Annotated in this window: 29 protein-coding genes and 1 tRNA gene; 26 read left to right on the forward strand and 4 right to left on the reverse strand. The window is 40.4% G+C overall.

Annotation, left to right across the window (positions count from 1 at the left end):
• Window positions 1–157 precede the first annotated feature (157 nt).
• Entirely contained in the window at window positions 158–721 is a 564-nt protein-coding gene (gene folE, locus HMPREF2867_RS07160; RefSeq protein WP_002884345.1) for a GTP cyclohydrolase I FolE, read from the forward strand.
• 8 nt (window positions 722–729) lie between these two features.
• Window positions 730–1,530: a dihydropteroate synthase gene (gene folP / locus HMPREF2867_RS07165; protein ID WP_070576730.1), complete on the forward strand. Its 801-nt coding sequence runs from the start codon at window positions 730–732 to the stop codon at window positions 1,528–1,530.
• Between the two features lie 35 nt (window positions 1,531–1,565).
• Here folP and HMPREF2867_RS07170 read toward each other — a convergent pair whose 3' ends face one another.
• Window positions 1,566–3,017: an alpha-amylase gene (locus HMPREF2867_RS07170; protein WP_070576733.1), complete on the reverse strand. Its 1,452-nt coding sequence runs from the start codon at window positions 3,015–3,017 to the stop codon at window positions 1,566–1,568.
• A 223-nt stretch (window positions 3,018–3,240) separates the two neighbouring features.
• Here HMPREF2867_RS07170 and folB point away from each other — a divergent pair, with 223 nt between their 5' ends.
• The 8 genes from folB (at window position 3,241) to HMPREF2867_RS07210 (ending at window position 10,202) form a co-directional block, all read left to right on the forward strand.
• The gene (folB, locus tag HMPREF2867_RS07175) at window positions 3,241–3,600 is read left to right on the forward strand and encodes a dihydroneopterin aldolase (RefSeq protein ID WP_070576740.1); all 360 of its coding nucleotides are present in this window, start codon (window positions 3,241–3,243) and stop codon (window positions 3,598–3,600) included.
• The gene (gene folK, locus HMPREF2867_RS07180; protein ID WP_002891525.1) at window positions 3,597–4,088 is read left to right on the forward strand and encodes a 2-amino-4-hydroxy-6-hydroxymethyldihydropteridine diphosphokinase; all 492 of its coding nucleotides are present in this window, start codon (window positions 3,597–3,599) and stop codon (window positions 4,086–4,088) included. The genes folB and folK overlap by 4 nt, the downstream gene beginning before the upstream one ends.
• 188 nt (window positions 4,089–4,276) lie before the next feature.
• Entirely contained in the window at window positions 4,277–5,179 is a 903-nt protein-coding gene (gene murB / locus HMPREF2867_RS07185) for a UDP-N-acetylmuramate dehydrogenase (protein WP_060972234.1), read from the forward strand.
• Window positions 5,180–5,225: 46 nt separating this feature from the next.
• Window positions 5,226–6,380 (forward strand): ABC transporter ATP-binding protein, encoded by a 1,155-nt coding sequence (locus HMPREF2867_RS07190; protein ID WP_002884517.1) that lies wholly within the window; start codon window positions 5,226–5,228, stop codon window positions 6,378–6,380.
• Window positions 6,364–7,158: an ABC transporter permease gene (locus HMPREF2867_RS07195; protein ID WP_048673786.1), complete on the forward strand. Its 795-nt coding sequence runs from the start codon at window positions 6,364–6,366 to the stop codon at window positions 7,156–7,158. The genes HMPREF2867_RS07190 and HMPREF2867_RS07195 overlap by 17 nt, the downstream gene beginning before the upstream one ends.
• Complete coding sequence (locus HMPREF2867_RS07200) at window positions 7,155–7,934, forward strand: ABC transporter permease (protein WP_037598343.1); 780 nt, start codon at window positions 7,155–7,157, stop codon at window positions 7,932–7,934. The genes HMPREF2867_RS07195 and HMPREF2867_RS07200 overlap by 4 nt, the downstream gene beginning before the upstream one ends.
• On the forward strand, window positions 7,927–8,994 hold the full coding sequence (locus HMPREF2867_RS07205) for an ABC transporter substrate-binding protein (RefSeq protein WP_070576743.1): 1,068 nt from the start codon (window positions 7,927–7,929) through the stop codon (window positions 8,992–8,994). The genes HMPREF2867_RS07200 and HMPREF2867_RS07205 overlap by 8 nt, the downstream gene beginning before the upstream one ends.
• A 308-nt stretch (window positions 8,995–9,302) precedes the next feature.
• Window positions 9,303–10,202: an SPFH domain-containing protein gene (locus HMPREF2867_RS07210; protein ID WP_002884203.1), complete on the forward strand. Its 900-nt coding sequence runs from the start codon at window positions 9,303–9,305 to the stop codon at window positions 10,200–10,202.
• Window positions 10,203–10,245: 43 nt separating this feature from the next.
• Here HMPREF2867_RS07210 and HMPREF2867_RS07215 read toward each other — a convergent pair whose 3' ends face one another.
• The gene (locus HMPREF2867_RS07215) at window positions 10,246–10,641 is read right to left on the reverse strand and encodes a lactoylglutathione lyase (protein WP_002884456.1); all 396 of its coding nucleotides are present in this window, start codon (window positions 10,639–10,641) and stop codon (window positions 10,246–10,248) included.
• A 116-nt stretch (window positions 10,642–10,757) separates the two neighbouring features.
• Here HMPREF2867_RS07215 and HMPREF2867_RS07220 point away from each other — a divergent pair, with 116 nt between their 5' ends.
• From HMPREF2867_RS07220 to HMPREF2867_RS07285, 14 genes are all read left to right on the forward strand, one after another.
• Entirely contained in the window at window positions 10,758–11,651 is an 894-nt protein-coding gene (locus tag HMPREF2867_RS07220) for an ROK family protein (RefSeq protein WP_022496813.1), read from the forward strand.
• A gap of 154 nt (window positions 11,652–11,805) precedes the next feature.
• Window positions 11,806–12,900: a 3-phosphoserine/phosphohydroxythreonine transaminase gene (serC, locus tag HMPREF2867_RS07225; RefSeq protein ID WP_014632766.1), complete on the forward strand. Its 1,095-nt coding sequence runs from the start codon at window positions 11,806–11,808 to the stop codon at window positions 12,898–12,900.
• A 12-nt stretch (window positions 12,901–12,912) separates the two neighbouring features.
• Entirely contained in the window at window positions 12,913–13,470 is a 558-nt protein-coding gene (locus tag HMPREF2867_RS07230) for a GNAT family N-acetyltransferase (RefSeq protein ID WP_070576746.1), read from the forward strand.
• A gap of 18 nt (window positions 13,471–13,488) precedes the next feature.
• A complete protein-coding gene (locus HMPREF2867_RS07235; RefSeq protein WP_070576749.1) occupies window positions 13,489–14,667 on the forward strand; it encodes a 3-phosphoglycerate dehydrogenase family protein in 1,179 nt (392 codons plus the stop codon).
• Between the two features lie 54 nt (window positions 14,668–14,721).
• Window positions 14,722–15,216 (forward strand): methylated-DNA--[protein]-cysteine S-methyltransferase, encoded by a 495-nt coding sequence (locus HMPREF2867_RS07240; protein WP_070576752.1) that lies wholly within the window; start codon window positions 14,722–14,724, stop codon window positions 15,214–15,216.
• Between the two features lie 34 nt (window positions 15,217–15,250).
• A complete protein-coding gene (locus tag HMPREF2867_RS07245; RefSeq protein ID WP_070576755.1) occupies window positions 15,251–15,604 on the forward strand; it encodes an arsenate reductase family protein in 354 nt (117 codons plus the stop codon).
• Between the two features lie 57 nt (window positions 15,605–15,661).
• Window positions 15,662–15,732 (forward strand) — tRNA-Thr (locus HMPREF2867_RS07250).
• Window positions 15,733–15,883: 151 nt separating this feature from the next.
• Window positions 15,884–16,258: a CidA/LrgA family protein gene (locus HMPREF2867_RS07255; protein WP_037598332.1), complete on the forward strand. Its 375-nt coding sequence runs from the start codon at window positions 15,884–15,886 to the stop codon at window positions 16,256–16,258.
• Complete coding sequence (locus HMPREF2867_RS07260) at window positions 16,251–16,946, forward strand: LrgB family protein (RefSeq protein WP_070576758.1); 696 nt, start codon at window positions 16,251–16,253, stop codon at window positions 16,944–16,946. The genes HMPREF2867_RS07255 and HMPREF2867_RS07260 overlap by 8 nt, the downstream gene beginning before the upstream one ends.
• An 85-nt stretch (window positions 16,947–17,031) precedes the next feature.
• A complete protein-coding gene (locus HMPREF2867_RS07265) occupies window positions 17,032–17,592 on the forward strand; it encodes an HAD-IA family hydrolase (protein WP_070576761.1) in 561 nt (186 codons plus the stop codon).
• Window positions 17,593–19,545, forward strand: a complete 1,953-nt coding sequence (gene gyrB, locus HMPREF2867_RS07270; RefSeq protein WP_070576763.1) for a DNA topoisomerase (ATP-hydrolyzing) subunit B — start codon at window positions 17,593–17,595, stop codon at window positions 19,543–19,545.
• A gap of 96 nt (window positions 19,546–19,641) precedes the next feature.
• Window positions 19,642–21,366, forward strand: a complete 1,725-nt coding sequence (gene ezrA, locus HMPREF2867_RS07275; protein ID WP_064524174.1) for a septation ring formation regulator EzrA — start codon at window positions 19,642–19,644, stop codon at window positions 21,364–21,366.
• Between the two features lie 111 nt (window positions 21,367–21,477).
• Window positions 21,478–22,125: a phosphoserine phosphatase SerB gene (serB, locus tag HMPREF2867_RS07280; protein ID WP_070576766.1), complete on the forward strand. Its 648-nt coding sequence runs from the start codon at window positions 21,478–21,480 to the stop codon at window positions 22,123–22,125.
• A gap of 225 nt (window positions 22,126–22,350) precedes the next feature.
• Window positions 22,351–22,590, forward strand: a complete 240-nt coding sequence (locus HMPREF2867_RS07285; protein WP_002884756.1) for a hypothetical protein — start codon at window positions 22,351–22,353, stop codon at window positions 22,588–22,590.
• A gap of 36 nt (window positions 22,591–22,626) precedes the next feature.
• On the opposite strand, the gene HMPREF2867_RS07290 is transcribed toward HMPREF2867_RS07285, so the two are convergent.
• A complete protein-coding gene (locus tag HMPREF2867_RS07290; protein WP_070576768.1) occupies window positions 22,627–23,517 on the reverse strand; it encodes a DMT family transporter in 891 nt (296 codons plus the stop codon).
• Between the two features lie 116 nt (window positions 23,518–23,633).
• On the reverse strand, window positions 23,634–23,999 hold the full coding sequence (locus HMPREF2867_RS07295; RefSeq protein WP_070576771.1) for a histidine kinase: 366 nt from the start codon (window positions 23,997–23,999) through the stop codon (window positions 23,634–23,636).
• Window positions 24,000–24,245: 246 nt separating this feature from the next.
• On the opposite strand from HMPREF2867_RS07295, the gene HMPREF2867_RS07300 reads away from it, so the two are divergent.
• Together HMPREF2867_RS07300 and HMPREF2867_RS07305 are read left to right on the forward strand one after the other, a co-directional pair.
• Entirely contained in the window at window positions 24,246–24,611 is a 366-nt protein-coding gene (locus HMPREF2867_RS07300; protein ID WP_037598323.1) for an OsmC family protein, read from the forward strand.
• Window positions 24,612–24,704: 93 nt separating this feature from the next.
• A complete protein-coding gene (locus tag HMPREF2867_RS07305) occupies window positions 24,705–25,088 on the forward strand; it encodes a PaaI family thioesterase (RefSeq protein ID WP_070576774.1) in 384 nt (127 codons plus the stop codon).
• The last annotated feature ends 7 nt before the right edge of the window (window positions 25,089–25,095 follow it).

A 25,095-nucleotide genomic window follows, 5' to 3' on the forward strand; every position in this document is an offset into this window, starting at 1 on the left:
CAGTGGTTTTACCCACTACAGAAATTATAGAGCCCTATATGAAAGGTGGTCTTCGCTTTTTTTGAGGTTTAGGTAGCTAGGAAATCTTATTTTTTGCAAGAAAAATCCAGCAAAATAAGGTATAATAGATAGTATTATAACGTTGCAGGAGGAAATTATGGCAAATCAAGAAAAAGTAGAACAAGCAGTCTATCAACTATTGGAAGCTCTAGGTGAAAATCCTGAGCGTGAGGGACTTTTGGACACACCAAAACGTGTGGCTAAGATGTATGCTGAAATGTTTTCAGGTCTAAATGAAGACCCTAAGGATCAATTTACAGCTGTCTTTTCAGAAGTCCATGACGAAGTTGTCCTTGTCAAGGATATTCCTTTTTACTCTATGTGTGAGCACCATTTGGTTCCATTTTATGGTAAGGCCCATGTGGCTTATTTGCCAAGTGGAGACAAGGTGACAGGACTTTCCAAATTAGCGCGTGCGGTTGAAGTAGCTGCTCGTCGTCCACAGTTGCAAGAACGTCTTACGGATCAAGTTGCTACAGCACTTGAAGAAGCTCTGAATCCTCGAGGAGTTTTTGTCATGGTTGAAGCAGAGCACATGTGTATGACCATGCGAGGTATTAAGAAACCAGGAAGTAAGACAATCACAACTGTCGCTAAGGGCCTTTATAAAGAAGACCGTGAAGAACGCAAGGAAATCCTTTCATTGATGCGTGATTTTTAGGAGTTAAGATGTTTATTGGCAAACATGAGATTGCAGGTATGGCCTGTATTATGGGAATCTTGAATGTCACCCCTGATTCTTTCTCAGATGGTGGCGATTTTGACACTGTAGAAGATGCTTTGGCTCAGGTTGAGCGTATGATTGCCCAGGGGGCTGCCATAATCGATGTAGGTGGCGAATCTACAGGACCAGGGGCAGAATTTGTGACTGAGGAAGAAGAGATTGCTCGTATCGTGCCAGTTATTCAGGCTATCAAGGCAAAATATGATGTGCTCATCAGTATTGATACCTATAAGACAGCCACTGCCAGAGCTGCTCTTGAAGCAGGTGCAGATATTCTAAATGACGTCTGGGCAGGACTCTATGATGGTCAGATGCTAGCTTTAGCAGCTGAAAAGAATGTGCCGATTATCCTCACGCATAATCAAAAAGAAGAAGTATACAATGATGTCACAGAAGATGTCTGTACCTTCCTCAGTCAACGAGCCCAGGCCGCCTTGGAAGCAGGTGTGGCCAAGGACAATATCTGGATTGATCCAGGCTTTGGCTTTGCGAAAAATGTCCAACACAATATTGACCTGCTAAAAGGTTTGGACAAGGTCGTTGCCTTGGGCTATCCTGTTCTTTTTGGGATTTCTCGTAAGCGTGTTGTGAACTACCTACTAGGTGGAAATACCCAAGCTAAGGATCGCGACCAGGGGACAGCTGCCTTATCTGGTTATGCTGTTACCAAAGGATGTCAGATTGTACGTGTGCATAATGTTGATGCCAATCGTGATATCGTTAAGACTATTTCAGGAATTTTATGATACTAAAAAAACTCAGTTCAACTGAGCTTTTTTTCTTAGTCTTGATTTGTCCAAACGCTGACAGATTTTTCAGAAACTGGGAAGTCTCCCCATCCGTCTTCGTCAATGGTTACAGTATCAGAGCAGTTTCCAAGAATGTCATAGAAGGCTTGTCCAGCCCAATCACTACCAATTTCCATAGACTTGCTGTTAGCAGCATCATTAGAAATCGTTACAGCTAATGGAGCCCCATCTTCGTTGCCAGAGCGTGTCCACCCGATACAGTTTGGATCATCAAAGTAGTCTGTTTGCTCACCGTAAGCTAGGTCTTTACGAGCGTAGAGCAAGGTATCTAGGCTCTCTTGGAAATTTTTTTGGGCAAATTCACCCTCAATACCATAGTAGTCACCATAAAATAGGCAAGGAAGACCGTCTTCACGGAGAAGGATGAGAGCGTAAGCAGCTGGTTTAAACCATTCTTCAACAGTAGATTCTAGAGCTTGTCCGCGTTGAGTGTCGTGGTTGTCTACGAAGGTCACGGCATGTTCAGGATGATTTTTAACCAAGGAATGATCGAAAATTGTTGTTAAATCATAATCAGCTCCCGCTGTGCTAGCGTTGTGTAGATTGTTGTGGAGGGGAACATCGACGAGGTCAAAACGTTTTTCAATCTTTTCAAGATAGGTATTGTTATCCTCCTCGTTACCATTCCAAAATTCACCAAAGACATAGAAATCCTGACCTTGTTTTTCTTTGACATCGCGAATAAAATTACGCATAAAGAAAGAATCAATGTGCTTAACGGCATCCATTCGGAACCCTTGAACGCCTGTTGTTTCAACGAACCAATCTGCCCATTCGTAAATATTTTCAATAACTTCAGGGTGTTTATAGTCTAGGTTGGCATACATAAGGTAGTCGAAGTTACCATTTTCGTTGTCAACCAAGTCGTTGTCTGCCCAGCCTTTGTTGTCACCTTGGATAAGATAGATACCACTTTTATTACGTTTGGCATCGAAGTCAGTTCCGTTAAAGTGGTACCAGTGCCATTCAAAATCGTCGTAGGCTTTATTGCGTCCGTCAAAGGTGAAATGTGTCCAGCCTTCGATTTCAAATGGTTCGCTGATTTCTTGGGTACGGTCTTCTGGGTCAACTTCGACCACTTCGAAGGTCTCAAGTTTATCCGCTGCCGCCTTGTGATTAAGCACAACGTCGGCCATAGGTACAATACCAACTTCTTTGAGTTGGTTGATAGCATTGAGATATTCTTCTTTGAGGCCGTATTTGGTGCGGACTGTTCCTTTTTGGTCGAATTCTCCAAGGTCAAAGAGGTCATAGACTCCGTAACCAACATCATCTTTGTTTGTAGCTTTAAAAGCGGGTGGCATCCAAACGTGGCTGATGCCTAGGTCTGCTAAATGTTGAGCATCTTCAGCCAAATTGTTCCAGTGTTGACCGTCACCTGGGAGATACCATTCAAAATATTGCATTGCGGTTTGATTTGTCATAGTTTTTTTCCTTATTAGTTGAGATAGTCTTGCTTATAATTCAGGAGTCTCTTTTTAGCTCCTGTGTCTATATTTTACCAAATCAGAAGAATTATGCAATCGATTGCATAAAGTGTAAATACACTAATTTCAGATTTGTCTAAAATATCATACTAATTAGAGACCAACTTTTCAACTGTTTTGTGCTAGAATAAAGAAGAGTCTAGTGTCTTAAGGAGAAATTATGGATAAAATTATTTTAAATGGTTGCCGTTTTTATGGTTATCACGGGGCTTTTGCTGAGGAGCAGACCCTAGGGCAAATTTTTGTGGTTGATTTGGAATTGACTGTTGATCTAACTAAGGCTTCACAGAGTGACAATCTAGATGATACGGTTCACTATGGTTTGGTTTTCGAAGCCGTGCAAAAACAAGTGGAAGATAAAAAGTACATTTTGATTGAGCGTTTGGCGGGTGCGATTTGTGAGGATTTATTTGAACAATTTGCACCAATTCAATCTATTAAAGTTCGAATTACCAAGGAAAATCCACCAATTAATGGGCATTATAAGAGTGTTGGTATTGAATTGGAGCGTAGCCGATGACAAGAGTTTATTTGAGTTTGGGATCTAATATGGGTGATCGTCAGGACTATCTCCAAAAAGCTGTGGAGGCCTTGAATGACTTACCTGAGACAGAGGTTAAAGCAGTATCTTCCTATTATGAAACGGCTGCTTGGGGACTGACAGAACAGGCTGATTTTTTGAACCTTGCCTTGCTCTTAGAGACTCAGTTGCCAGCTGAAACCTTACTAAGGTCATGTCAGCAGATTGAAAAAGACCTTGATCGCGTTCGTCATGAGCATTGGGGGCCTCGGACAGTAGATATTGATATTCTTCTATATGGGCAGGAAATCTGGGAGACTGAGCACCTTAAAGTGCCCCATCCTTATATGAGTCAGAGAGCTTTTGTTTTGGTTCCCTTGATAGAAATAGCAGATGATTTGGTTGACCCTAAAACTGGTCAAGCCTACAAAAAATATTTGAGTCAATTAAACACTAGCGATGTCCGTAAATTGGAAGTTATGGACTAGCTTTGCGTGAAATTCCTTGTCGTCAAGATGGGGATTTTTTGCTATAATTAATCTTGGCTTTTTGTCGTATTTTTCTTTTAATTTTTAGGAAAAATACTAACTCATTTTTAGGTAGTGATAGTAATATGGGGAAGTCTATCACGATACCTACAAAGAAATAAATGTATAGAAAAAGTATGGAAAATAACATGTTAGATGAACTTAAAGAAGATTTAGTGGGGATTGATATTCGTTTCGACGAACCCTTAAAACGTTATACATATACCAAGGTTGGTGGTCCAGCGGATTATTTGGCCTTTCCACGTAACCGCTATGAACTCTCTCGTATTGTCAAATTTGCTAATAAGCATGACATTCCTTGGATGGTGCTCGGTAATGCCAGTAATTTGATTGTCCGTGACGGTGGCATCAGAGGTTTTGTGATTATGTTTGACAGACTTAATGGTATTGCAGTTAATGGTTATCAAATTGAAGCTGAAGCGGGGGCTAATTTGATTGCGACAACCAAGGTGGCTCGTTTCCAAAGTTTGACTGGTTTTGAATTTGCAGCGGGGATTCCAGGTAGTGTTGGTGGTGCCGTCTATATGAATGCGGGTGCCTATGGTGGTGAGATTGCCCATATCTTGGTTTCTGCTCAGGTTCTTACAAAAGACGGTGATATTCGTACGATTGATGCAAGAGATATGCGTTTTGGTTATCGTCGTTCGGTGCTCCAAGAAACAGGTGAAGTGGTTATTTCAGCTAAATTTAACCTCAAACCAGGAGACTACGAGCAAATCAAGAATGAGATGAATCGTCTCAATCATTTGCGAGAGCTTAAACAACCTCTTGAATACCCTTCATGTGGTTCGGTCTTTAAACGCCCACCAGGTCACTTTGCAGGTCAGCTGATTATGGAAGCTAACCTCAGGGGACATCGTATCGGGGGTGTTGAGGTGTCAACTAAGCACGCTGGCTTCATGGTTAATGTCGATCAAGGAACAGCAAAAGACTATGAAGACCTTATTTCAGATGTTATCGCTAAGGTTAAGGAAAATTCAGGTGTTACACTAGAGCCTGAAGTACGTATCATTGGCGACGAATTAAACTAATAAAACCCTATCCCTATATTTGCTATCCATGGAGGATTTATGACAATTGACTAATCCGATTATTGCCTTTCGAAATGTCTCAAAAGTGTTTGAAGACAGTGGCACACAAGTTTTAAAAGACATCAACTTTGAACTAGAAGAAGGTAAGTTCTATACCCTTCTTGGGGCTTCTGGTTCTGGTAAATCAACGATTTTGAACATCATTGCAGGTCTATTAGATGCGACCAGTGGTGACGTCCTTTTGGATGGAAAACGTATCAATGATATTCCTATCAATAAAAGGGATGTTCACACCGTTTTCCAATCTTATGCCCTCTTTCCACATATGAATGTCTTTGACAATGTGGCTTTTGCCCTTAAATTGAAAAAGGTGCCTAAAAAGGAAATTGAAGAGCGTGTAGAAGAAGCCTTAAAGATGGTTCAACTAAATGGTTATCAAAAGCGCTCGATTCAAAAATTATCAGGTGGTCAACGTCAACGTGTGGCTATTGCTCGTGCGATTATTAACCAACCCCGTGTAGTCCTTTTGGATGAGCCTTTGTCAGCACTGGATTTGAAACTACGTACTGAAATGCAATACGAGTTGCGCGAATTGCAACAACGTCTAGGGATTACTTTTGTCTTTGTCACTCACGACCAAGAAGAGGCCTTGGCCATGTCGGACTGGATTTTTGTTATGAATGATGGTGAAATTGTTCAATCAGGAACTCCGGTTGATATCTATGACGAACCAATCAATCACTTCGTTGCAACCTTTATTGGAGAATCTAACATCCTACCAGGCGTTATGATTGAGGACTATTTGGTTGAGTTCAATGGGAAACGTTTTGAATCTGTTGATGGAGGAATGCGTCCTAATGAACCTGTCGAAGTGGTGATTCGTCCTGAAGATTTACAGATTACACTTCCTGAGGAAGGCAAATTGCAAGTTCGCGTGGAAACTCAGCTCTTCCGTGGGGTCCACTATGAAATCATTGCCTATGACAATCTTGGTAATGAATGGATGATTCATTCAACCCGTAAGGCGATTGAGGGTGAGATTATCGGTCTTGATTTTACGCCTGAGGATATTCATATCATGCGTCTTAATGAGACAGAAGAAGAATTCGATGCTCGTATTGAAGAATATGTGGAAGTGGAAGAGCATGAAGATGGCTTGATTAATGCCATTGAGGAGGAGCGCTATGAAGAAAACAGCTAGCCTCTTCTCGGTTCCTTACCTCCTTTGGCTCCTACTCTTTGTGGTTGCTCCAGTGCTCATGCTACTCTATCAGTCTTTCTTTGATATCAGTGGTAACTTTACTTTGGACAATTATGGTACCTTCTTTTCCAGTTGGACTTATTTAAGGATGAGTTTTAACTCGGTTCTTTATGCAGCCATTATTACTCTGGTAACCCTTCTCATTTCTTATCCGACGGCATATCTTTTAACCAGACTAAAGCATAAGCAACTTTGGTTGATGTTGGTCATTTTGCCGACCTGGGTCAACCTCCTTCTGAAAGCTTATGCTTTTATGGGAATTTTTGGGCAACAAGGTGGTATCAATGCCTTTCTCGGCTTCTTTGGGATTGCACCCATGCAAATTCTCTTTACGGATTTCTCCTTCATTTTCGTGGCTAGCTACATTGAAATTCCCTTTATGATTCTACCGATTTTCAATGCACTGGATGATTTGGATGAAAATATTGTAAATGCGAGTAAAGATTTGGGAGCCAATGATTGGCAGACCTTTACCAAGGTTATTTTTCCTTTATCGCTCAATGGGGTACGCTCTGGTGTCCAGTCGGTCTTTATTCCTAGTCTCAGCCTCTTTATGCTGACACGTTTGATCGGAGGTAACCGAGTGATTACCTTAGGAACAGCTATTGAACAGCACTTCCTCACGACACAAAACTGGGGAATGGGGGCAACCATTGGTGTTGTTCTTATTGCTGCCATGATTGCGACCATGTGGTTAACAAAGGAGAGACGTCAATGAAAAAATTTGCAAATCTCTATTTAGCTCTTGTCTTTGTTATCCTTTATTTGCCAATCTTCTATTTAATCGCCTATTCTTTCAATAGTGGTGGCGATATGAATAGCTTCACTGGCTTTACTCTGGATAACTACCAGAGCATGTTTTCAGATAGCCGACTCATGTTAATTCTGGCTCAAACCTTCTTTTTAGCTTTTCTTAGTGCTCTTCTGGCGACGATTATTGGTACCTTTGGGTCTATCTTTATCTATGAGAGCAAACAGAAGCAACAGACTGGGATTTTATCTCTAAATAACGTACTCATGGTTGCACCGGACGTCATGATTGGTGCGAGTTTCTTGATTCTTTTCACCTTGATTGGTTTCCAACTCGGTTTTGTATCGGTTTTGTTGAGTCACATTGCCTTCTCAATCCCAATCGTGGTTCTCATGGTTTTACCACGTCTCAAGGAAATGAATCGAGATATGGTGAATGCAGCTTATGACCTAGGTGCGACCCAATGGCAGATGTTACGTGAGGTTATGTTGCCATACTTGACACCTGGTATTATCGCTGGTTATTTCATGGCCTTTACCTATTCGCTGGATGACTTTGCAGTAACCTTCTTTGTAACGGGGAATGGTTTTTCAACACTTGCTGTGGAAATATACTCACGTGCCCGTAAAGGGATTTCCTTGGAAATCAATGCCCTATCAACGGTTGTCTTCTTGTTCTCTATTCTTCTAGTCATTGGATATTATATGATTACCAAGGAGAGAAAGGAGGAGCACGATGCGTAAACTCTATCAATTTCTGGCAGGGATTTTAGCAATTATTTTCTTCCTTTGGGGAATTTCTGCCTACATGCAAAGTCGTACAGGAAATGCTTCGGACAAGCTTGTTATTTATAACTGGGGTGATTATATTGATCCTGATCTTTTGACCAAGTTCACTAAAGAAACAGGAATCAAGGTCCAGTATGAAACTTTTGATTCCAACGAAGCTATGTATACTAAGATTAAGCAAGGTGGTACGACATACGACATTGCTGTGCCGTCAGACTACACCATTGATAAAATGGTCAAGGAAGACCTTTTGGTGAAGTTGGATAAATCTAAAATCCATGGCTTTAATCAGATTGGCTCAAGTTTTAAGGGGCTTAGTTTCGATCCTAATAATGACTATTCTATCCCTTATTTTTGGGGGACAGTCGGAATCGTCTATAATACGAAATTGGTGAAAAAAGCACCTCAGCACTGGAATGATCTTTGGTCACCCGAATACAGAAACCAGATTATGCTGGTTGATGGCGCGCGTGAAGTCCTTGGCTTCTCACTCAATAGCCTGGGATATAGCTTGAATACCAAGAACATGACTGAATTACGCTTGGCTGAAACTAAACTTAATAGTCTGACACCAAATATCAAAGCTATTGTTGGTGATGAGATGAAGGGCTACATGGTTCAAGGTGATGCGGCTATTGGAGTAACCTTCTCAGGGGAAGCCAGTGAGATGCTTGATAAAAATGAGGACCTACGTTACGTTGTCCCATCTGAAGGCTCAAATCTTTGGTTTGATAATCTGGTGATTCCTAAGACTGTAAAGCATGAAAAAGAAGCCTATGCATTTATCAACTTCATGCTTAAACCGGAAAATGCAGCGCAAAATGCTGAATATATCGGTTATGCCACGCCTAACGAGGCAGCCAAAGCCTTACTTCCAAAGAGTATTACGGATGATAAGGCCTTTTACCCATCAGAATCAACCATCAAAAACCTTGAAGTCTATAATAACCTAGGTCAAAAGTGGCTAGGAATCTATAACGATATTTACCTTCAAGTTAAGATGTATCGTAAATAAGTTTTTTGAGACCTAAGTTTTAGATGCAATCTAAAACGGTTCTTCAAACGATTTTATTTTAAAATTACGGAGAGGCTGAAACGCAATAGTTTCAGTCTTTTTCTTACATCGAAAAGTCTAGCCTGTTGTGTACAAGTCTCTCGATTAACAAGAGTTTACAAGATTTCAGGAGTGCTGACACATAAGAGATTAAGAAAGTGTCTACTTTACACTATTCCGAACAAGCCATACTATTTTTCTTGAAAAATTGTATGGCTGTGCTATAATAAAACAAAGAAATTTTTAATGTTTATTGTGGAGGACTTAACATGCAAGCAGCACTTCTCTTTTTACTGATTTCCTTCTTGATTATCTTGGGAATTCTCATCAGTATGCTTTACGTTGTACGTCAACAGTCAGTGGCTATCGTTGAACGTTTTGGACGTTATCAAAAAATTGCAACGAGTGGGATTCATATGCGTTTACCATTTGGTATCGATAAAATTGCCGCTCGTATTCAACTACGTTTGCTTCAAAGTGAGATTGTGGTTGAGACTAAGACAAAGGATAATGTCTTTGTCATGATGAATGTGGCTACTCAATATCGTGTTAATGAGCAAAATGTTACAGATGCTTACTATAAACTCATGCGTCCAGAAGCTCAAATTAAATCATACATTGAGGATGCTCTCCGTTCATCAGTTCCTAAATTGACGCTCGATGAACTCTTTGAGAAGAAAGATGAAATTGCCCTTGAGGTTCAACACCAAGTGGCTGAAGAAATGACAACTTATGGGTATATCATTGTTAAGACTTTGATTACCAAAGTTGAACCAGATGCTGAAGTTAAACAGTCTATGAACGAAATCAATGCTGCCCAACGTAAGCGTGTCGCAGCTCAAGAATTGGCAGAAGCTGATAAGATCAAGATTGTTACAGCAGCTGAAGCCGAAGCTGAAAAAGATCGTCTTCACGGGGTCGGTATTGCCCAACAACGTAAGGCAATCGTTGATGGATTGGCTGAATCTATCGCAGAACTTAAAGAGGCCAATGTGGGTATGTCTGAAGAGCAGATTATGTCTATTCTCTTGACTAACCAATATCTAGATACCCTTAATACTTTTGCGGCTAAAGGCAATCAAACCTTATTCCTACCAAATAATCCAAACGGTGTGGATGATATTCGTACCCAAATTTTGTCAGCCTTAAAGACAGATAATAAAAATTAAGCACAAAAAGAAGCCAGATCTATACAATCTGACTTTTTTTGTTTTATTTTTCTAGGAATTGCGTCAAACGAATAACTTCAATCTTATAGCCATCTGGATCAGTGATAAAGTAGTACATTTTTGGTTTACCAGGAAGACCTGAGAGGTCTGTGACAGTATAGCCAGCCTCTTTGTGAGCTTGGTGTGTAGCTTCTAGGTCATCAACACCAACGGCGATATGCCCGTATCCATCTCCGAGATCATAAGCTTCATGGTCGTAGTTGTAGGTTAATTCCAACTCGTAATCAGGATCATCTTCGAGTTGCAAGTAGACAAGGGTGAACTTATATTCTGGAAAATCATTGCGACGAGCTTCTTTGAAACCAAGAGCTTCTTTATAGAATTTAAGTGAGGCTTCTAGGTCCTTGACACGGACACAAGTGTGTAGAAATTTAGTCATGTGAGATAACTCCTTTTATCTAATTCTGTAAGTTTATGATAGCATTTTGGAACCGTTTTTTCTAGTTTTTGCTCTTTTGTGTTATAATGACGAAAAACAATCTGTGGAGGATGCTTATGACGATTTTAGCGATTGATTTTGGGGGAACACAGGTGAAGTCAGCACTTGTTTCGGAGCAGTTCGCCATTGAAAAGAGTCTGCCGACGCAGTCATCCCCACAAAACTTAGAACAAGCTATTGACGTGATTGATCAGATAGTTACTTCAGTTGAAGTAGACTTATCAGGTATAGCAATTAGTGTTCCAGGGACGGTTGATACTGAGGAAGGTGTGATTTATCATGGTGGCTTATTGAGGTTCTTCCACGGCTTTCGTATTAAAGAGGTCCTCGAAGCCAAGTACCATCTGCCTGTGATGGCTCTTAATGATGGTAAAGCAGCGGCCTTGGCAGAGCTAGCTACAGGTCATTTGCAAGGAGTGGCCAATGGTGCAGCTCTTGTTTTGGGTTCAGGTCTAGGTGGTGGATTTATTATTAATGGTAAACTTTTTCAAGGAAGTCATTTTCAAGCGGGTGAGTTGACCTTTCTGTTACCAGTTCAAATGGAAAAAGTTGATCCTTCATTGATGCGAGGCATGACTTTGTCGGCTGTCGGTTTAATTACCAAGGTAAATGAAGTGCTAGGTAACTCAGATTTAAAGGATGGTTTAGCCGCATTTAAGGCCATAAATGAAGGAGATAAAACAGTCTATCCGCTTTTTGAAAGCTATTGCCGTAACCTAGCCATTACCATTTTGAATCTTCAAACTATCTTTGATATGGAAACCTTTGTTATTGGAGGTGGCATTTCAGCCCAGCCGATTCTTATCGAGGAGGTCAACCGCCAGTTTGATAAGGTTCACCATGAGATTGACTTTATCGGTAAAATTATTAAACGTCCCGAGATTGTTGCTTGTCATCATCATAATGGAGCTAATCTAATTGGGGCAGCCTATTTTCTTAAGCAAAAATAAACGGATACTAAAATCAATTACTGATGAAAATATACATAAAATACCTAACTTTTTTGAGGCGAGCGGTTAATCCCGTTCGTTTTTTACTGTTAACACTTTACAATATTCAGAAAATTCGCTATAATAGGACCATTAAAATTTTGGAGGTGTCTTTATGACAATTTATAATTTCTCAGCAGGACCTGCTACATTACCAAAACCAGTGCTTGAAAAAGCCCAAGCTGAATTGCTTAACTATCAAGATTCCGGTATGTCCGTGCTAGAAATGTCCCACCGTTCTCCAGAATTTGACAAAATCGTTAAAGATGCGGAAGCGACACTTCGTGAGCTTATGGCCATTCCTGATAACTATAAGGTTATTTTCTTGCAAGGTGGCGCTTCGACACAATTTACAATGGTCCCACTTAACCTCGCTCAAGGTAAGAAAGCTTACTACCTTGTAGGTGGTTCATGGGGTAAAAAAGCTTATACAGAAGCTGTTAAACTTTCAAAAACTATTCCTTTTGAACCAATTCTTTTGGCCTCTTCAGAAGAAACTGTTTACGATCACATCCCAAGCTTTGACCCAGCAACAATTGACCCAGAAGCTGCTTATGTTCACTTGACAACGAACAATACCATTGAAGGAACATCTATCTACGATTTACCTGATACTAATGGTGTGCCAATTGTAGCTGATATGTCTTCAAATATTTTGGCTGCTCGTTACAATGTTGAGGACTTTGCCCTTATCTATGCGGGTGCTCAGAAAAATATTGGACCTGCTGGGGTGACAGTGGTTATCGTTCGTGAAGACTTCCTTAACGACCAACCACAATTGTCTGCCATGTTGGATTACCGTATTCAAGCTGAAGCAGGATCACTTTACAATACACCACCATGTTTCAACATCTATATTTCAAAACTCGTCTTTGACTGGGTTAAAAATGAAATTGGTGGCGTGGACAAGATGGCTGAAATTCAACGTGAGAAATCAGGTCTTCTCTACGATTATATTGAATCATCTGATTTCTACACAAATCCTGTCAAAGATGCCAAGGATCGTTCTGTCTGCAACATCCCATTTGTAACACCAAGTAAAGAGTTGGATGCTAAGTTTGTAGCAGAAGCAGATGCTCTTGGTTTCAAGAATATCAAAGGACACCGTTCAGTAGGTGGTATGCGTGCTAGTGTTTATAACGCTTTCCCACGTCAGGGTGTACTTGACTTGATTGACTTTATGAAGAAATTTGAAGCCGAAAATAAATAATTAGGTAAAGAGATGGAAATTAGACAAGCTTTCCCAAATGAAATTGGGGCTATCATGACTGTGATTGAGAGTGCTAGAACTGCTTTAGCAGAAGAGGGGAGTACCCAATGGCAAGGAGCTGATGGTTACCCTACTGAAGAAACTATCTTTGACGATGTCCTTAATGGGCAGGCCTATGTAGGAATTGTTGATGGTCAAATCGTTTCTTATGCTGCGGTGATTGTTGATGGAGACCCTGCTTACGACAAAATCTATGACGGGGACTGGAAACACCACAATAAGCGCTATATTACTTTTCATAGAATCGCCGTTTTAAGTGAATTTACGGGTCGGGGCATTGCTCAAACCTTCATTCAGGGTCTTATTGAGGGAACTGATGCTCATGATTTCCGTTGCGATACGCATGAAAAGAATACTGTCATGCAGCATATTTTGGAGAAGCTTGGCTATGTCTATTGTGGCAAGGTTCCTATTGATGGTGAACGTCTTGCTTATCAGAAAATCAAAACTAAGCGGGAGAAAGCCTTTTATCAAGAACTTGATGAAGCAGCTCACCACGGGATACATTGATTTAAGAGGAATAAAATTATGGTATTTAGTGTAAAAACGTATAACAATATTAACCAGATTGGTTTGAAGGAACTTGGAAATCATTTCCAAATTGATGGTGATTTAGCGAAAAATCCGGATGCCTATATCATTCGCAGTCAAAATCTCCATGACACTGTTTTTCCTGACAACTTGAAAGCTATTGCGCGTGCTGGTGCAGGTACTAACAATATCCCAGTTGACGAAGCAACTGAAAAAGGGATTGTTGTCTTCAATACTCCGGGTGCTAATGCGAACGCTGTTAAGGAAGCTGTTTTGGCCTCTATCTTGCTCTCAGCCCGTGACTATATTGCGGCCAATGCTTGGGTTAATACCTTGTCTGGTGATGATATTCCTAAACAAATCGAAGCAGGTAAGAAGCAGTTTGCTGGTAGCGAGATTGCTGGAAAAACCCTTGGTGTTATCGGGCTTGGTGCTATCGGTGCTCGTATTGCCAATGATGCCTATCGTTTGGGTATGAAGGTCTATGGTTACGATCCATATGTTTCTATTGAAGCAGCTTGGAATATTTCTCACCATGTCAGACGTGTTTCTGATCTCAAAGAAATTTTTGAAAACTGTGATTACATCACTGTTCACGTTCCATTGACACCAGATACAACAGGAACTTTCAATGCGGATGCCTTCAATCTCATGCAAAAAGGGACAACTATCATTAACTTTGCCCGTGCAGAGTTGGTAGATAACGATGCTCTCTTTGATGCTTTAGAAACAGGTGTGGTTAAACGTTATATCACTGACTTTGGTACAGAAGACCTCCTTAACAAACCTAATGTGACTGTCTTCCCACACGTTGGTGGTTCAACAGGTGAAGCAGAACTTAACTGTGCGATTATGGCTGGTCAAACTATCCGTCGCTTTATGGAAACAGGTGAAATTGTTAACTCTGTTAACTTCCCACGTGTGCAACAGGCCTTGAGTGCTCCATACCGTATCACCTTGATTAATAAAAACGTGCCTAATATTGTGGCTCGTATATCTACAGCGGTTTCTGATTTTAATATCAATATTGATAATATCATCAACCGTTCTAAGGGTGACTATGCCTATACACTTCTTGACCTTGATGAAACAGACAAGTCTAAGATTGATGAATTGGTTGCTAAGTTTGAGGCTAGCGACAATATCGTTCGTGTGCGTTTGATTAAAGGTAAATAATAAGAGTTAATTGACAGGAACAAGAGATTCCTGTCTTTTTGTTATAATAAATATATGTTTTATCGTCAGTATTATTTATCTCCTATTGGACGCTTGTGTTTGGTGGCAAGTGACCAAGCGCTTTATGGCATTTGGTTGGAGGGACAAAAGCATTTTCAGGCAGGTATTAAGGAAGAGGAATTAGTAGACACCTCAAATCCTATCTTGAAAATGACGAGGGATTGGTTAGAGGCTTATTTTAAAGGTAATAATCCAAGTCCAGATACCCTCCCTCTAGCAGATAGAGGGACCTCCTTCCAGTTAAAGGTTTGGTCAGCTTTACAGGACATTCCTGCGGGGCAGAGTAGAACCTATAGTCAGATTGGAAAAGTGATTTCATGTCAATCGGCACAGGCCGTAGGAACTGCTGTTGGTAAGAATCCATGGTTGGTTCTCGTCCCTTGTCATCGGGTTCTTCCTAGTAGTGGTCATATAGGAAAATATGCAGCAGGAGAAGAAGTCAAGCGTTTTTTACTTCATTTAGAAGGCATTAGGTTTGACAAGTCTTAGACAGATATTTTATGCTAGAAAAAAGGAGAAAAACATGTACACTTTTTATGAATATCCCAAATGTAGCACTTGTCGTAAGGCAAAGGCGGAACTCAATCAATTAGGTTTAGATGTTAAATCTATTAATATTGAGGAAAACCCACCTTCGGCTCAGTTTTTAAAAGAGCTTTTGGCAGGGTCAGATTTAGAGCTTAAGAAATTCTTTAATACGAGTGGACAATCCTACCGATCTCTAGGATTAAAGGATAAGCTACCAACGCTATCTCTTGATGAAGCTGTTGAACTCTTAGCTTCAGATGGTATGTTGATTAAACGTCCTATCTTGATTAAAGATGGTAAGGTTTTACAGGTTGGTTACCGTACGCCTTACCAAGACTTAAATTTATAAAAAATAAGCAAAAAATCTTGCCACAGTAAATAGAAGTATGGTAAGATTAAAACAGTTGCCGCTATAGTTAAATGGTATAATAGAGCAATGGTAATGCTCCGTTCCGAGTTCAATTCTCGGTGGTGGCATCTGTGATAGAGTCCAGCCTTTGGGTTGGATTTTTTTATGTTCAAAGGGGCTGATTTATGGATCTCAATTTTTCAAAAGAATTTACTGAAAACTCTTGAAATTCAAAAAAAAGGAGTAGACTAATAGGTGATTAAACCTAGGAGGCAAGTTGTGAAATACTACGTTCAATTCATGTTGATTTGTTTGTTTGCCGTTATTGGTGAAGCTCTTTCAACATTCTTCAAATTACCTATTCCTGGAAGCATTATTGGCTTATTCTTGCTTCTGATTGCTCTTCAGCTTAAGTGGATTCGTCTACGTCATATACATGCTGTGGCAGAATTTTTAATTGCCAATATGACTATTCTATTTTTGCCAGCAGGTGTCGGTATTATGGAACGTTGGAATGCTATTTCAGCGAATATTGTCCCTATTATTTTGATTATTATGGGAGCCTTGGTTCTTAATATTGTAGTGATTGCAGTAGTCGTCGGTTTCATCAAAAAACATTTTGAAGGTGATTACGAGGAGGTTAAACGTGGCTAATTTTTTTAACACACCCTTGTTTGGGCTAACACTTTCTGTACTAGCTTACACATTAGGGCTATTGATTTATCGCCGTTTCCCTAATCCTTTGACGACGCCTCTTCTTGTATCGACTGCCCTGATTATCGTCATTTTGCACTATACAGGAATTTCCTACAAGGATTACTATGTCGGTGGCTCTTATCTTAACAGTTTGATTATTCCTTCAACAGTCGCGCTAGCAGTTCCTTTTTATAAAAATCTACACCTCATGCGCCATCACTATAAGAGTATTCTAATTGGATCAACGGTTGCTTGTGTTCTAAATACGACTTACACGGCCTTGATTGCTAAGCTTTTTGGAATGGATTATTTTTTGGCTATTTCGCTCTTTCCTAAGTCTGTAACGACTGCCATGGCTGTGGGAATTTCGGAAAAAATGCAGGGGATTACGACGGTAACCTTGGTTGTAGTTGTTATTACGGGTATCTTAACCTCTGTCTTAGGTCCTGTCTTTCTAAAAATGATTGGGATGAAAGACCCAGTCGCTATCGGACTTTCACTAGGAGGAACCGGACACGCTGTAGGTACAGGAACTGCCTTCAGATATGGTCAGGTTGCAGGTGCCATGGGTGGTCTCTCAATTGCTGTAACAGGGATTCTATATGTCTTTATTAGTCCTATTGTGGCGAGTTTGATTCTGAAATAAAAAATTAAGGTTTGGATAGGTTTTCCAAGCCTTTTTAGCTGTGAAAAGCAAGCAAAATCTAACCTTTTATGTTATAATTAAGGTTATGAATTATGGAGATTATATCTGGGATTTGGGTGGTACCTTGTTGGATAATTACCAGGTATCAACTCAAGCTTTTCTAGCAACTTTAGAACAATTTGAGCGTACAGCAGAACCTCAAGCAGTCTATGATGCCCTTAAGGTATCAACGAGCACTGCCATTGCTATGTTTGCGCCTGATATAGCTGATTTTCGAACCCTATATAAGCAGGAGGAAGCCAAGCATTTACAGGAACCTGTTCTTTTTGAAGGTGCTAGGGCTATCCTAGCTAAGATTGTGACCGAGGGTGGGCGTAATTTTTTGGTTAGCCACCGTAATCACTTGGTGCTAGACATCCTTGATAAAGCAGAAATTGCCTCTTATTTTACAGAGGTTGTAACTTCTGAAAATGGTTTTGCTAGAAAGCCGAGTCCAGATAGTTTCCTTTATTTAATTAAAAAATACGATATTAAACACGGCTTGGTCATAGGTGACCGCCAGATAGATATAGAGGCAGGAAAAGCAGCGGGTCTGGATACCTTGCTTGTTGATGGCCATAAATCATTATTGGAGATTGTGACATAAATGACTGATGAATTAAAAAATCTTGAAGAAAAAGCGCAAGAATATGATGCCAGCCAGATTCAAGTCCTAGAGGGACTTGAAGCGGTACGTATGCGCCCAGGTATGTATATTGGCTCAACCTCAAAAGAGGGATTGCATCATTTGGTATGGGAGATTGTCGATAACTCAATCGATGAGGCCTTGGCTGGTTTCGCCACTCATATTCAAGTCTTTATTGAGCCGGACAATTCTATTACGGTTGTCGATGATGGTCGTGGTATTCCAGTCGATATCCAAGAAAAAACTGGCCGTCCTGCGGTAGAAACTGTCTTTACAGTACTTCACGCTGGTGGTAAATTCGGCGGAGGCGGTTATAAGGTCTCTGGTGGTTTGCATGGGGTTGGTTCTTCGGTCGTTAATGCCCTCTCAACACAACTTGATGTTAAGGTTTATAAAAATGGCCATATCCACTTCCAAGAGTATAAACGTGGGGTAGTGGTAGCAGATTTGGCAGTAATTGGTGAAACAGAGAAACATGGTACGACTGTTCACTTTACGCCAGACCCAGAGATTTTCCAAGAGACAACCGAGTTTGATTTTGGAAAATTGGCTAAACGTATCCAAGAATTAGCCTTTTTGAACAAGGGGCTCCGTATCTCTATCACAGATAAGCGTGAAGGTCTCGAACAAGAGAAACATTATCACTACGAAGGTGGTATCACATCTTATGTGAAATACATCAATGAAAACAAGGATGTTATCTTTGATGAACCTACCTACACTGATGGTGAGATGGATGGTATTTCGGTTGAAGTTGCTATGCAATACACGACTGGCTATCATGAAACGGTAATGAGTTTTGCCAACAACATTCACACCCATGAGGGTGGTACTCACGAACAAGGTTTCCGAACAGCCTTAACGCGTGTCATTAATGACTATGCACGTCAGAATAAGATTCTCAAAGAAAAAGATGATAATTTGACAGGGGATGATGTTCGTGAAGGTTTGACTGCTATCATCTCTGTTAAACATCCAAACCCACAGTTTGAAGGTCAAACCAAGACCAAGCTTGGAAACTCTGAAGTGGTTAAGATTACCAATCGTCTTTTCAGTGAAGCTTTGAGTCGCTTCCTCTTGGAAAATCCTGCTATCGCTAAGAAGATTGTTGAAAAAGGGATTTTGGCTTCTAAGGCCCGTATCGCCGCTAAGCGTGCCCGTGAGGTGACACGTAAGAAGTCAGGTCTTGAAATTTCTAACCTTCCAGGGAAGTTGGCAGACTGTTCATCGAATAATGCTGAAATGAATGAACTTTTCATTGTCGAAGGGGACTCAGCCGGTGGATCTGCTAAATCAGGTCGTAATCGTGAATTCCAAGCTATTCTGCCAATTCGAGGTAAGATTTTGAACGTTGAAAAGGCTAGCATGGATAAGATTCTAGCCAATGAAGAAATTCGTTCTCTCTTCACAGCTATGGGAACAGGTTTTGGAGCTGAATTTGATGTCAGCAAGGCTCGTTACCACAAGTTGGTAATCATGACCGATGCCGATGTCGATGGGGCCCACATCCGTACTTTGCTTCTGACTTTGATTTACCGCTTTATGCGTCCAGTCTTGGAAGCAGGCTATGTCTACATTGCTCAACCACCAATTTATGGGGTTAAGGTTGGTTCTGAGATTAAAGAATACATCCAACCTGGTGCCGATCAAGAAGACAAATTGCGTGCTGCTTTTGAAAAGTATAGTGTGGGACGTTCAAAACCTACAGTACAACGTTATAAAGGTTTGGGTGAAATGGATGACCACCAACTTTGGGAAACTACCATGGACCCTGAAAATCGTTTGATGGCACGTGTTTCTGTGGATGATGCTGCAGAGGCCGATAAGATTTTCGATATGCTGATGGGAGACAAGGTTGAACCTCGCCGCGAATTTATCGAAGAAAATGCCGTTTACAGTACTCTAGATATCTAATATTCTTTTAGAAAAGGGTGCAATGCTAGGATAACTATGATATAATCGTAATGTTATTCTACATTTATGAACATAATAGACGATTAAGGAGAAACTATGTCTAGCGGAATTGTTTTACTGATTGTAGTGGTAGTTATGCTCGTAATTATCGCTTACTTAGTCGGTATTCTTATTAGAAAACGAAATGATTCGCGGATTGCACAGCTTGAAGAACGCAAGCAAAAATTGTTTGACTTGCCAATTAACGAAGAAATTGAAGAAGTTAAAAAGCTTCACTTGATTGGACAAAGTCAAACAACATTCCGTGAATGGCATCAGAAATGGATTGATATCTCGACAAATTCATTCGCAGATATTGAAAATCATATTTTCGAAGCTGAAAATATGAACGATACCTTCCATTTCTTCAAGGCTAGTGGTGAAATCAATAACATTGAGAGTCAGTTAGATCTTGTGGAAGAAGACATCAAGTCTATCCGCGAAGCGCTCTCAACCTTGAAAGAACAAGAAGAAAAGAACAGTGCTCGCGTTAAGCATGCATTAGACTTGTACGAAGAGTTGCAAAACTCAATCGAGGAAAACTCTGATAATTTCGGTTCTACCATGACCGAAATCAATAAGCAGCTTAAAAACATTGAAGCTGAGTTTGCAGAATTCGTGACTCTTAACTCATCAGGTGACCCTGTTGAAGCATCTACTATCTTGGATCGTGCAGAAGAGCACACTATTGCATTGGGTCAAATTTCAGAGAAAATTCCTGCTATTGTAGCTAAGTTGGAAGATGATTTCCCAGATCAGTTGGATGATTTGGAATCTGGCTATCGCAAGTTGATTGAGCAAAATTATCACTTCCCTGAGAAAAATATCGAACGTCGCTTCCAAGAAATTCGTGAAGCTATCCGTTCAAACTCAAGTGAGTTGGTTTCTCTTGATTTAGACCGTGCGGAAGAAGAAAACGCTGAGATTCAAGAAAAAATTGACAACTTGTATAGCATTTTTGAACGTGAAATTGCCTCATATAAGGTTGTTATGCGTCAAAAGAAAATATTGCCAGGTTATCTCAAGCATGCTAAAGAAAACAACAAGAAACTTCAAGAAGAGCTTGAGCGTCTCATGTTGACTTACATCTTCGATGAAACTTATGCGGCAGATGTTCGTAGCTTTGCATCTGATATCTCAGGTGTGGAGACGGCTGTTCTTCCAACCCTTGAAAATTTTGAAACTCAGGTAAAACCATTCTCAGAACTTGAGAAAATCTTTGAAAAGAGTCTTAATACCTTGTCAGCTGTTGAAAACGGTCAGGTTGAGGTCTTTGAAAATCTTCAGGCTATTGAGAAAAACGAAGCTAAAGCACGTGAAGAGCTTGATGTTTATGTTAATAAATTGCATGTTATCAAGCGTTACATGGAAAAACGTAACCTGCCAGGTATTCCTCAATCCTTCTTGAGTGTATTCTTCTCAACTAGTGCTCAAATTGAGGCCCTTATGGACGAACTCAGCCGTGGCCGTATTAATATTGATGCGGTAATGCGTTTGACAGAAACATCTAAAAACGCCATTGATCATTTGGAAGAGACTGCTTACTTGGTTGTTCAAAATGCAACCTTGACTGAGCAACTCTTGCAATACTCGAACCGATACCGTTCGTTCGAACCTGCTGTTCAAAGTAGCTTTGAGCATGCACTTAAATTGTTTGAGGTTGATCATGATTATGATGCATCTTTGGAAGAAATTTCTTATGCCTTGGAAACAGTTGAACCAGGTGTGACAGATCGTTTTGTATCATCTTACGAGAAGACACGCGAACAGATTCGTATGTAAGAGAAAGATTCTGGACTACGGTCCAGAATTTTTTGTAAGGTCCGTTTTTCATTTCATATTTGAATTAAATCTAGTGAAGGCTTATATAGACATCGAAGAATCGAGGTAATTATGTCAGAAGTTAAAGGTTTATTAGTTATGGACGTAGATTCTACGCTAGTCCAAGAAGAAGTTATTGATTTATTGGGAGAAGAAGCAGGCGTTGGTCAAAAGGTTGCTGAAATCACAGAGCGTGCCATGCGTGGAGAATTGGATTTTAGACAGGCCTTGAATGAGCGTGTGGCGACCCTCAAGGGATTGCCAGAGAGTATATTTGACAAGGTCTACGCCCGTATTCATTTCAACAAGGGGGCCAAGGAACTTATAGATGAACTCCACGCCCGTGGCTTTAAGGTAGGCTTGGTTTCTGGAGGTTTCCATGAGACTGTGGATAGACTAGCAGTTGAAGCAGGAATCGATTATGTTAAGGCTAATCACCTAGAGGTGGTTGACGGTGTCTTAACTGGTAAGGTCTATGGTGACATTGTCACCAAAGATGTCAAGGTAGCCAAACTCAAAGATTGGGCAGCAGAAAATGATCTCGAACTCTCGCAAACCATTGCTATGGGTGACGGTGCTAATGATTTGCCTATGATTAAGACAGCTAGCATCGGCATCGCCTTTTGTGCTAAACCAATTGTCCGTGAACAAGCGCCTTACCAAATCACAGAACCAGATTTGTATAAGGTGATTGAGATTTTGGATGAGGTTAAGAAATAGAACAGATAAAAAGAGTCCTTTGGATAATTCCAAGGGACTTTTTGGGTTTCAAAAAAGCACCGAATCGGTGCCACTTTCTCAAGTTGAATACGGACTAAGCCTTATTTTAACTTTGCTGTATTGTTTCGAATGGTTTCAATACCTTTATTATAACGATTTTTGGTTGACTTCTCTTCAAACGCATCTTATCATAGAGGAGTATAGTATTGAAATGGGGGAAGAGACATGTTATACGAATATCCAGCGATTTTTCACACGATTGAGGAAGGTTATCAAATTAGTTTTCCTGATTTTGGTCGTAGCATTAGGGCAGATTCTTTACCTCTTGCCATGACAAAAGCGTCTGTGTTCTTATCACATATTATTAAGGGGTATGGAGATAAGGCTTTACCTGAGCCGACTGCGGTAAGCAGCATTCCTAATGAGGAAGAACTCGTCGTGTTAATCCAAACAGAGCTTGATTAAGACTAAAAACTCTCGGAAGCTTAATTCCCGAGAGTTTTAGGTTTTATTGGCCACATAGACGCCCAAGACGACTAAAATTCCTGCAAAAATTTGTAAATACGAGAAGGGTTCTCCTAAGACGACGACAGCCGCTAGAATTGAGATAATTGTCGAAATCCCAATAAAGGATGCTGTTCGGTTAACCCCGATATTTGCGATGGCAAAATTTGATAGAAGATAGCCCAGAACACTGCATCCCAAGCCTTGATAAATGATGGTGATAGTGAATTTTGGATTGATCACAGGGAGTAGCAAGAGCTCTTTCAAATCGCCTGCTAGAAAGCCTTGGCTGAGTGCAAAGAGTCCGAATGTCAGGCAACCACTGGCAAGCATAAAATAAGTAATCTCAAGGCTACTGAATTGACTAGCCCTTTCAACATCAACGCAATACAGGGCGTAGGAGACAACTGCTAGACCTAGAATCAAGTAGCCCACCAGGGAGAAGTGGGTAGAACCGCCAGCAGCAAAGACAGCCATGATGATACCGACGAGGGTTGTGATGACACCGACCACCTGCCAACGGCTGGGCCATTCTTTTAAAATAAGGCTAGACATGATAAGGGCAACGACTGGGATGCAGGCGAGAAAGGCTCCACTTTCAGAAGCCGTCGTCATACGAATGCCAATCGTTTCACAGATAAAATAGATAATCGGATTGAGGATGGCAATACGTGTCAGAGGTTTAAGATTCCTACCGTTAATGTTTATACGACGTCGACTGATGAGAAAATAGAGGTTAATAAAAAGGAAGGCTGTGACAAAACGCCAAGAGATTAAAGCCAGGTCACTGACCTGTGCTGTAATAGATTTGGTAAAGATAAAACTGAGCCCAAAGAGAATCTCACAAGTCGCTGCAGCCAAACATCCCAAGATGATTTTATTTTTCATTGTCTCACCTCCTGAATTTGGATTACCACGCCTATTATAACACTTTCAGGAAGCGTTTACATCAATCTAAATCTAAAAAAATAGACTAGCAGAATAGCTAGCCTTTTTTATCTTATTTAGTTACCAATTGAGACAGTTCCGTCTGATCTGACTTTGACGTTTGTACCGTCTTGGCTATTAACTTCTACTGAACCATCTTGACCAACTGTTGCGCTGTTACCCTCGCTATCGTTGGCTTCTACAGTGTTATTGCCGTTTGTTTTTGCTGAGTTACCGTTTCCGTCGCTGACTTCAGTTGATCCGTCTTTGTTGACTTTTACAGAAGCACTTGAATCAGTTGAAGAAGATTCTTTGATCACCTTGCTTGATGATGGTGCTGAAGATGACGAGTCAGTTTTGTCTTTAGAGTTGCCACATGCTGCTAAGGTCAACAAGGCAAGAACTGAGATAGAGGCTAAAGTTAATTTCGAAAATATTTTCATAATAGTCTCCCTTTTTTCTTAATAAATTCATTTTAAATGAAAAACCAAAATTTTAAAAACGCTTCTAGTCGTTTTTACTCAACTGGAATCCCTAGGTAATATCAGTTTTGTACAAGACTAATCTATTGGAAAATAAGAGTTAAAAACCCTTACGCTTTCTGTTTTTTTGATAGATATTTCAAATCGTTCAGCTCGGTCCTTAGGCCTCTCTTTGTTATAATAATAAAAACAGATTGAGGTGATATGATGTATCAAACAACAATTAAAGGTGACAAACGATTCCATTCACTTTCAGAGGGGTATGGAGCACCTGTGGAACTTTTTGGCTATACGGAAGATGGGGAAACACCTATGAGCCTGGTGAATATTGCTTTGGCTTCTTGTGTGACCATGTGTCTACAGAGTTATTTTGCCAAGTATCAGGGAATTGAGGAGCTTGCTATTCAGGTTGATTCCAACTATGAAGAAGGGCATTTCACACTTGCGATTCATTTACCTAAGGATCTGATTTTGGAAAATGAACAAGAACTCTTGGCTTTTGTGGATAATTATTGTCGAGTGAAGAAGCTTTTTCGTGAAGATATTAAGGTTGATATTAGCTTAGCCAAATAAGCTTATTATCCTTTATGAACTTCGTGTTATACTAGTAGATAAAGACGTGTCATTTCACTAGGTGTGGAATGAGCAACGATAGGAGTGCTTGCTATGGAAGACAAACTACATGAGATCCATGTATTTGAGAATTTTCAAGAAGAACTATTTGAAACGGGACATGTTATCGTGACAACTAAGGTAGTCGAGAAGTCCCTGAATTATTTTGGTAATGCTCATGGGGGATATCTGTTTACGCTTTGTGACCAGGTCGCAGGTCTCGTGGCCATTTCAACAGGTGATTATGCGGTGACGCTTCAGTCTAATATCAATTATCTCAAGGCAGGGCATTTGTCTGACCAACTCAAGATTGAAGGATTGTGTGTGCATAATGGTAAGACGACTAAGGTGGTGGAAGTTGTCATTACTAATCAGGAAGAGAAAATTCTTACAAGGGCTACATTTACTATGTATGTGACAGGCTCGGTTGAGGAATAGAAAAGGA

It is taken from the genome of Streptococcus sp. HMSC064H09, assembly GCF_001812625.1.
In the GTDB taxonomy this organism is placed as follows: Bacteria; Bacillota; Bacilli; order Lactobacillales; family Streptococcaceae; genus Streptococcus.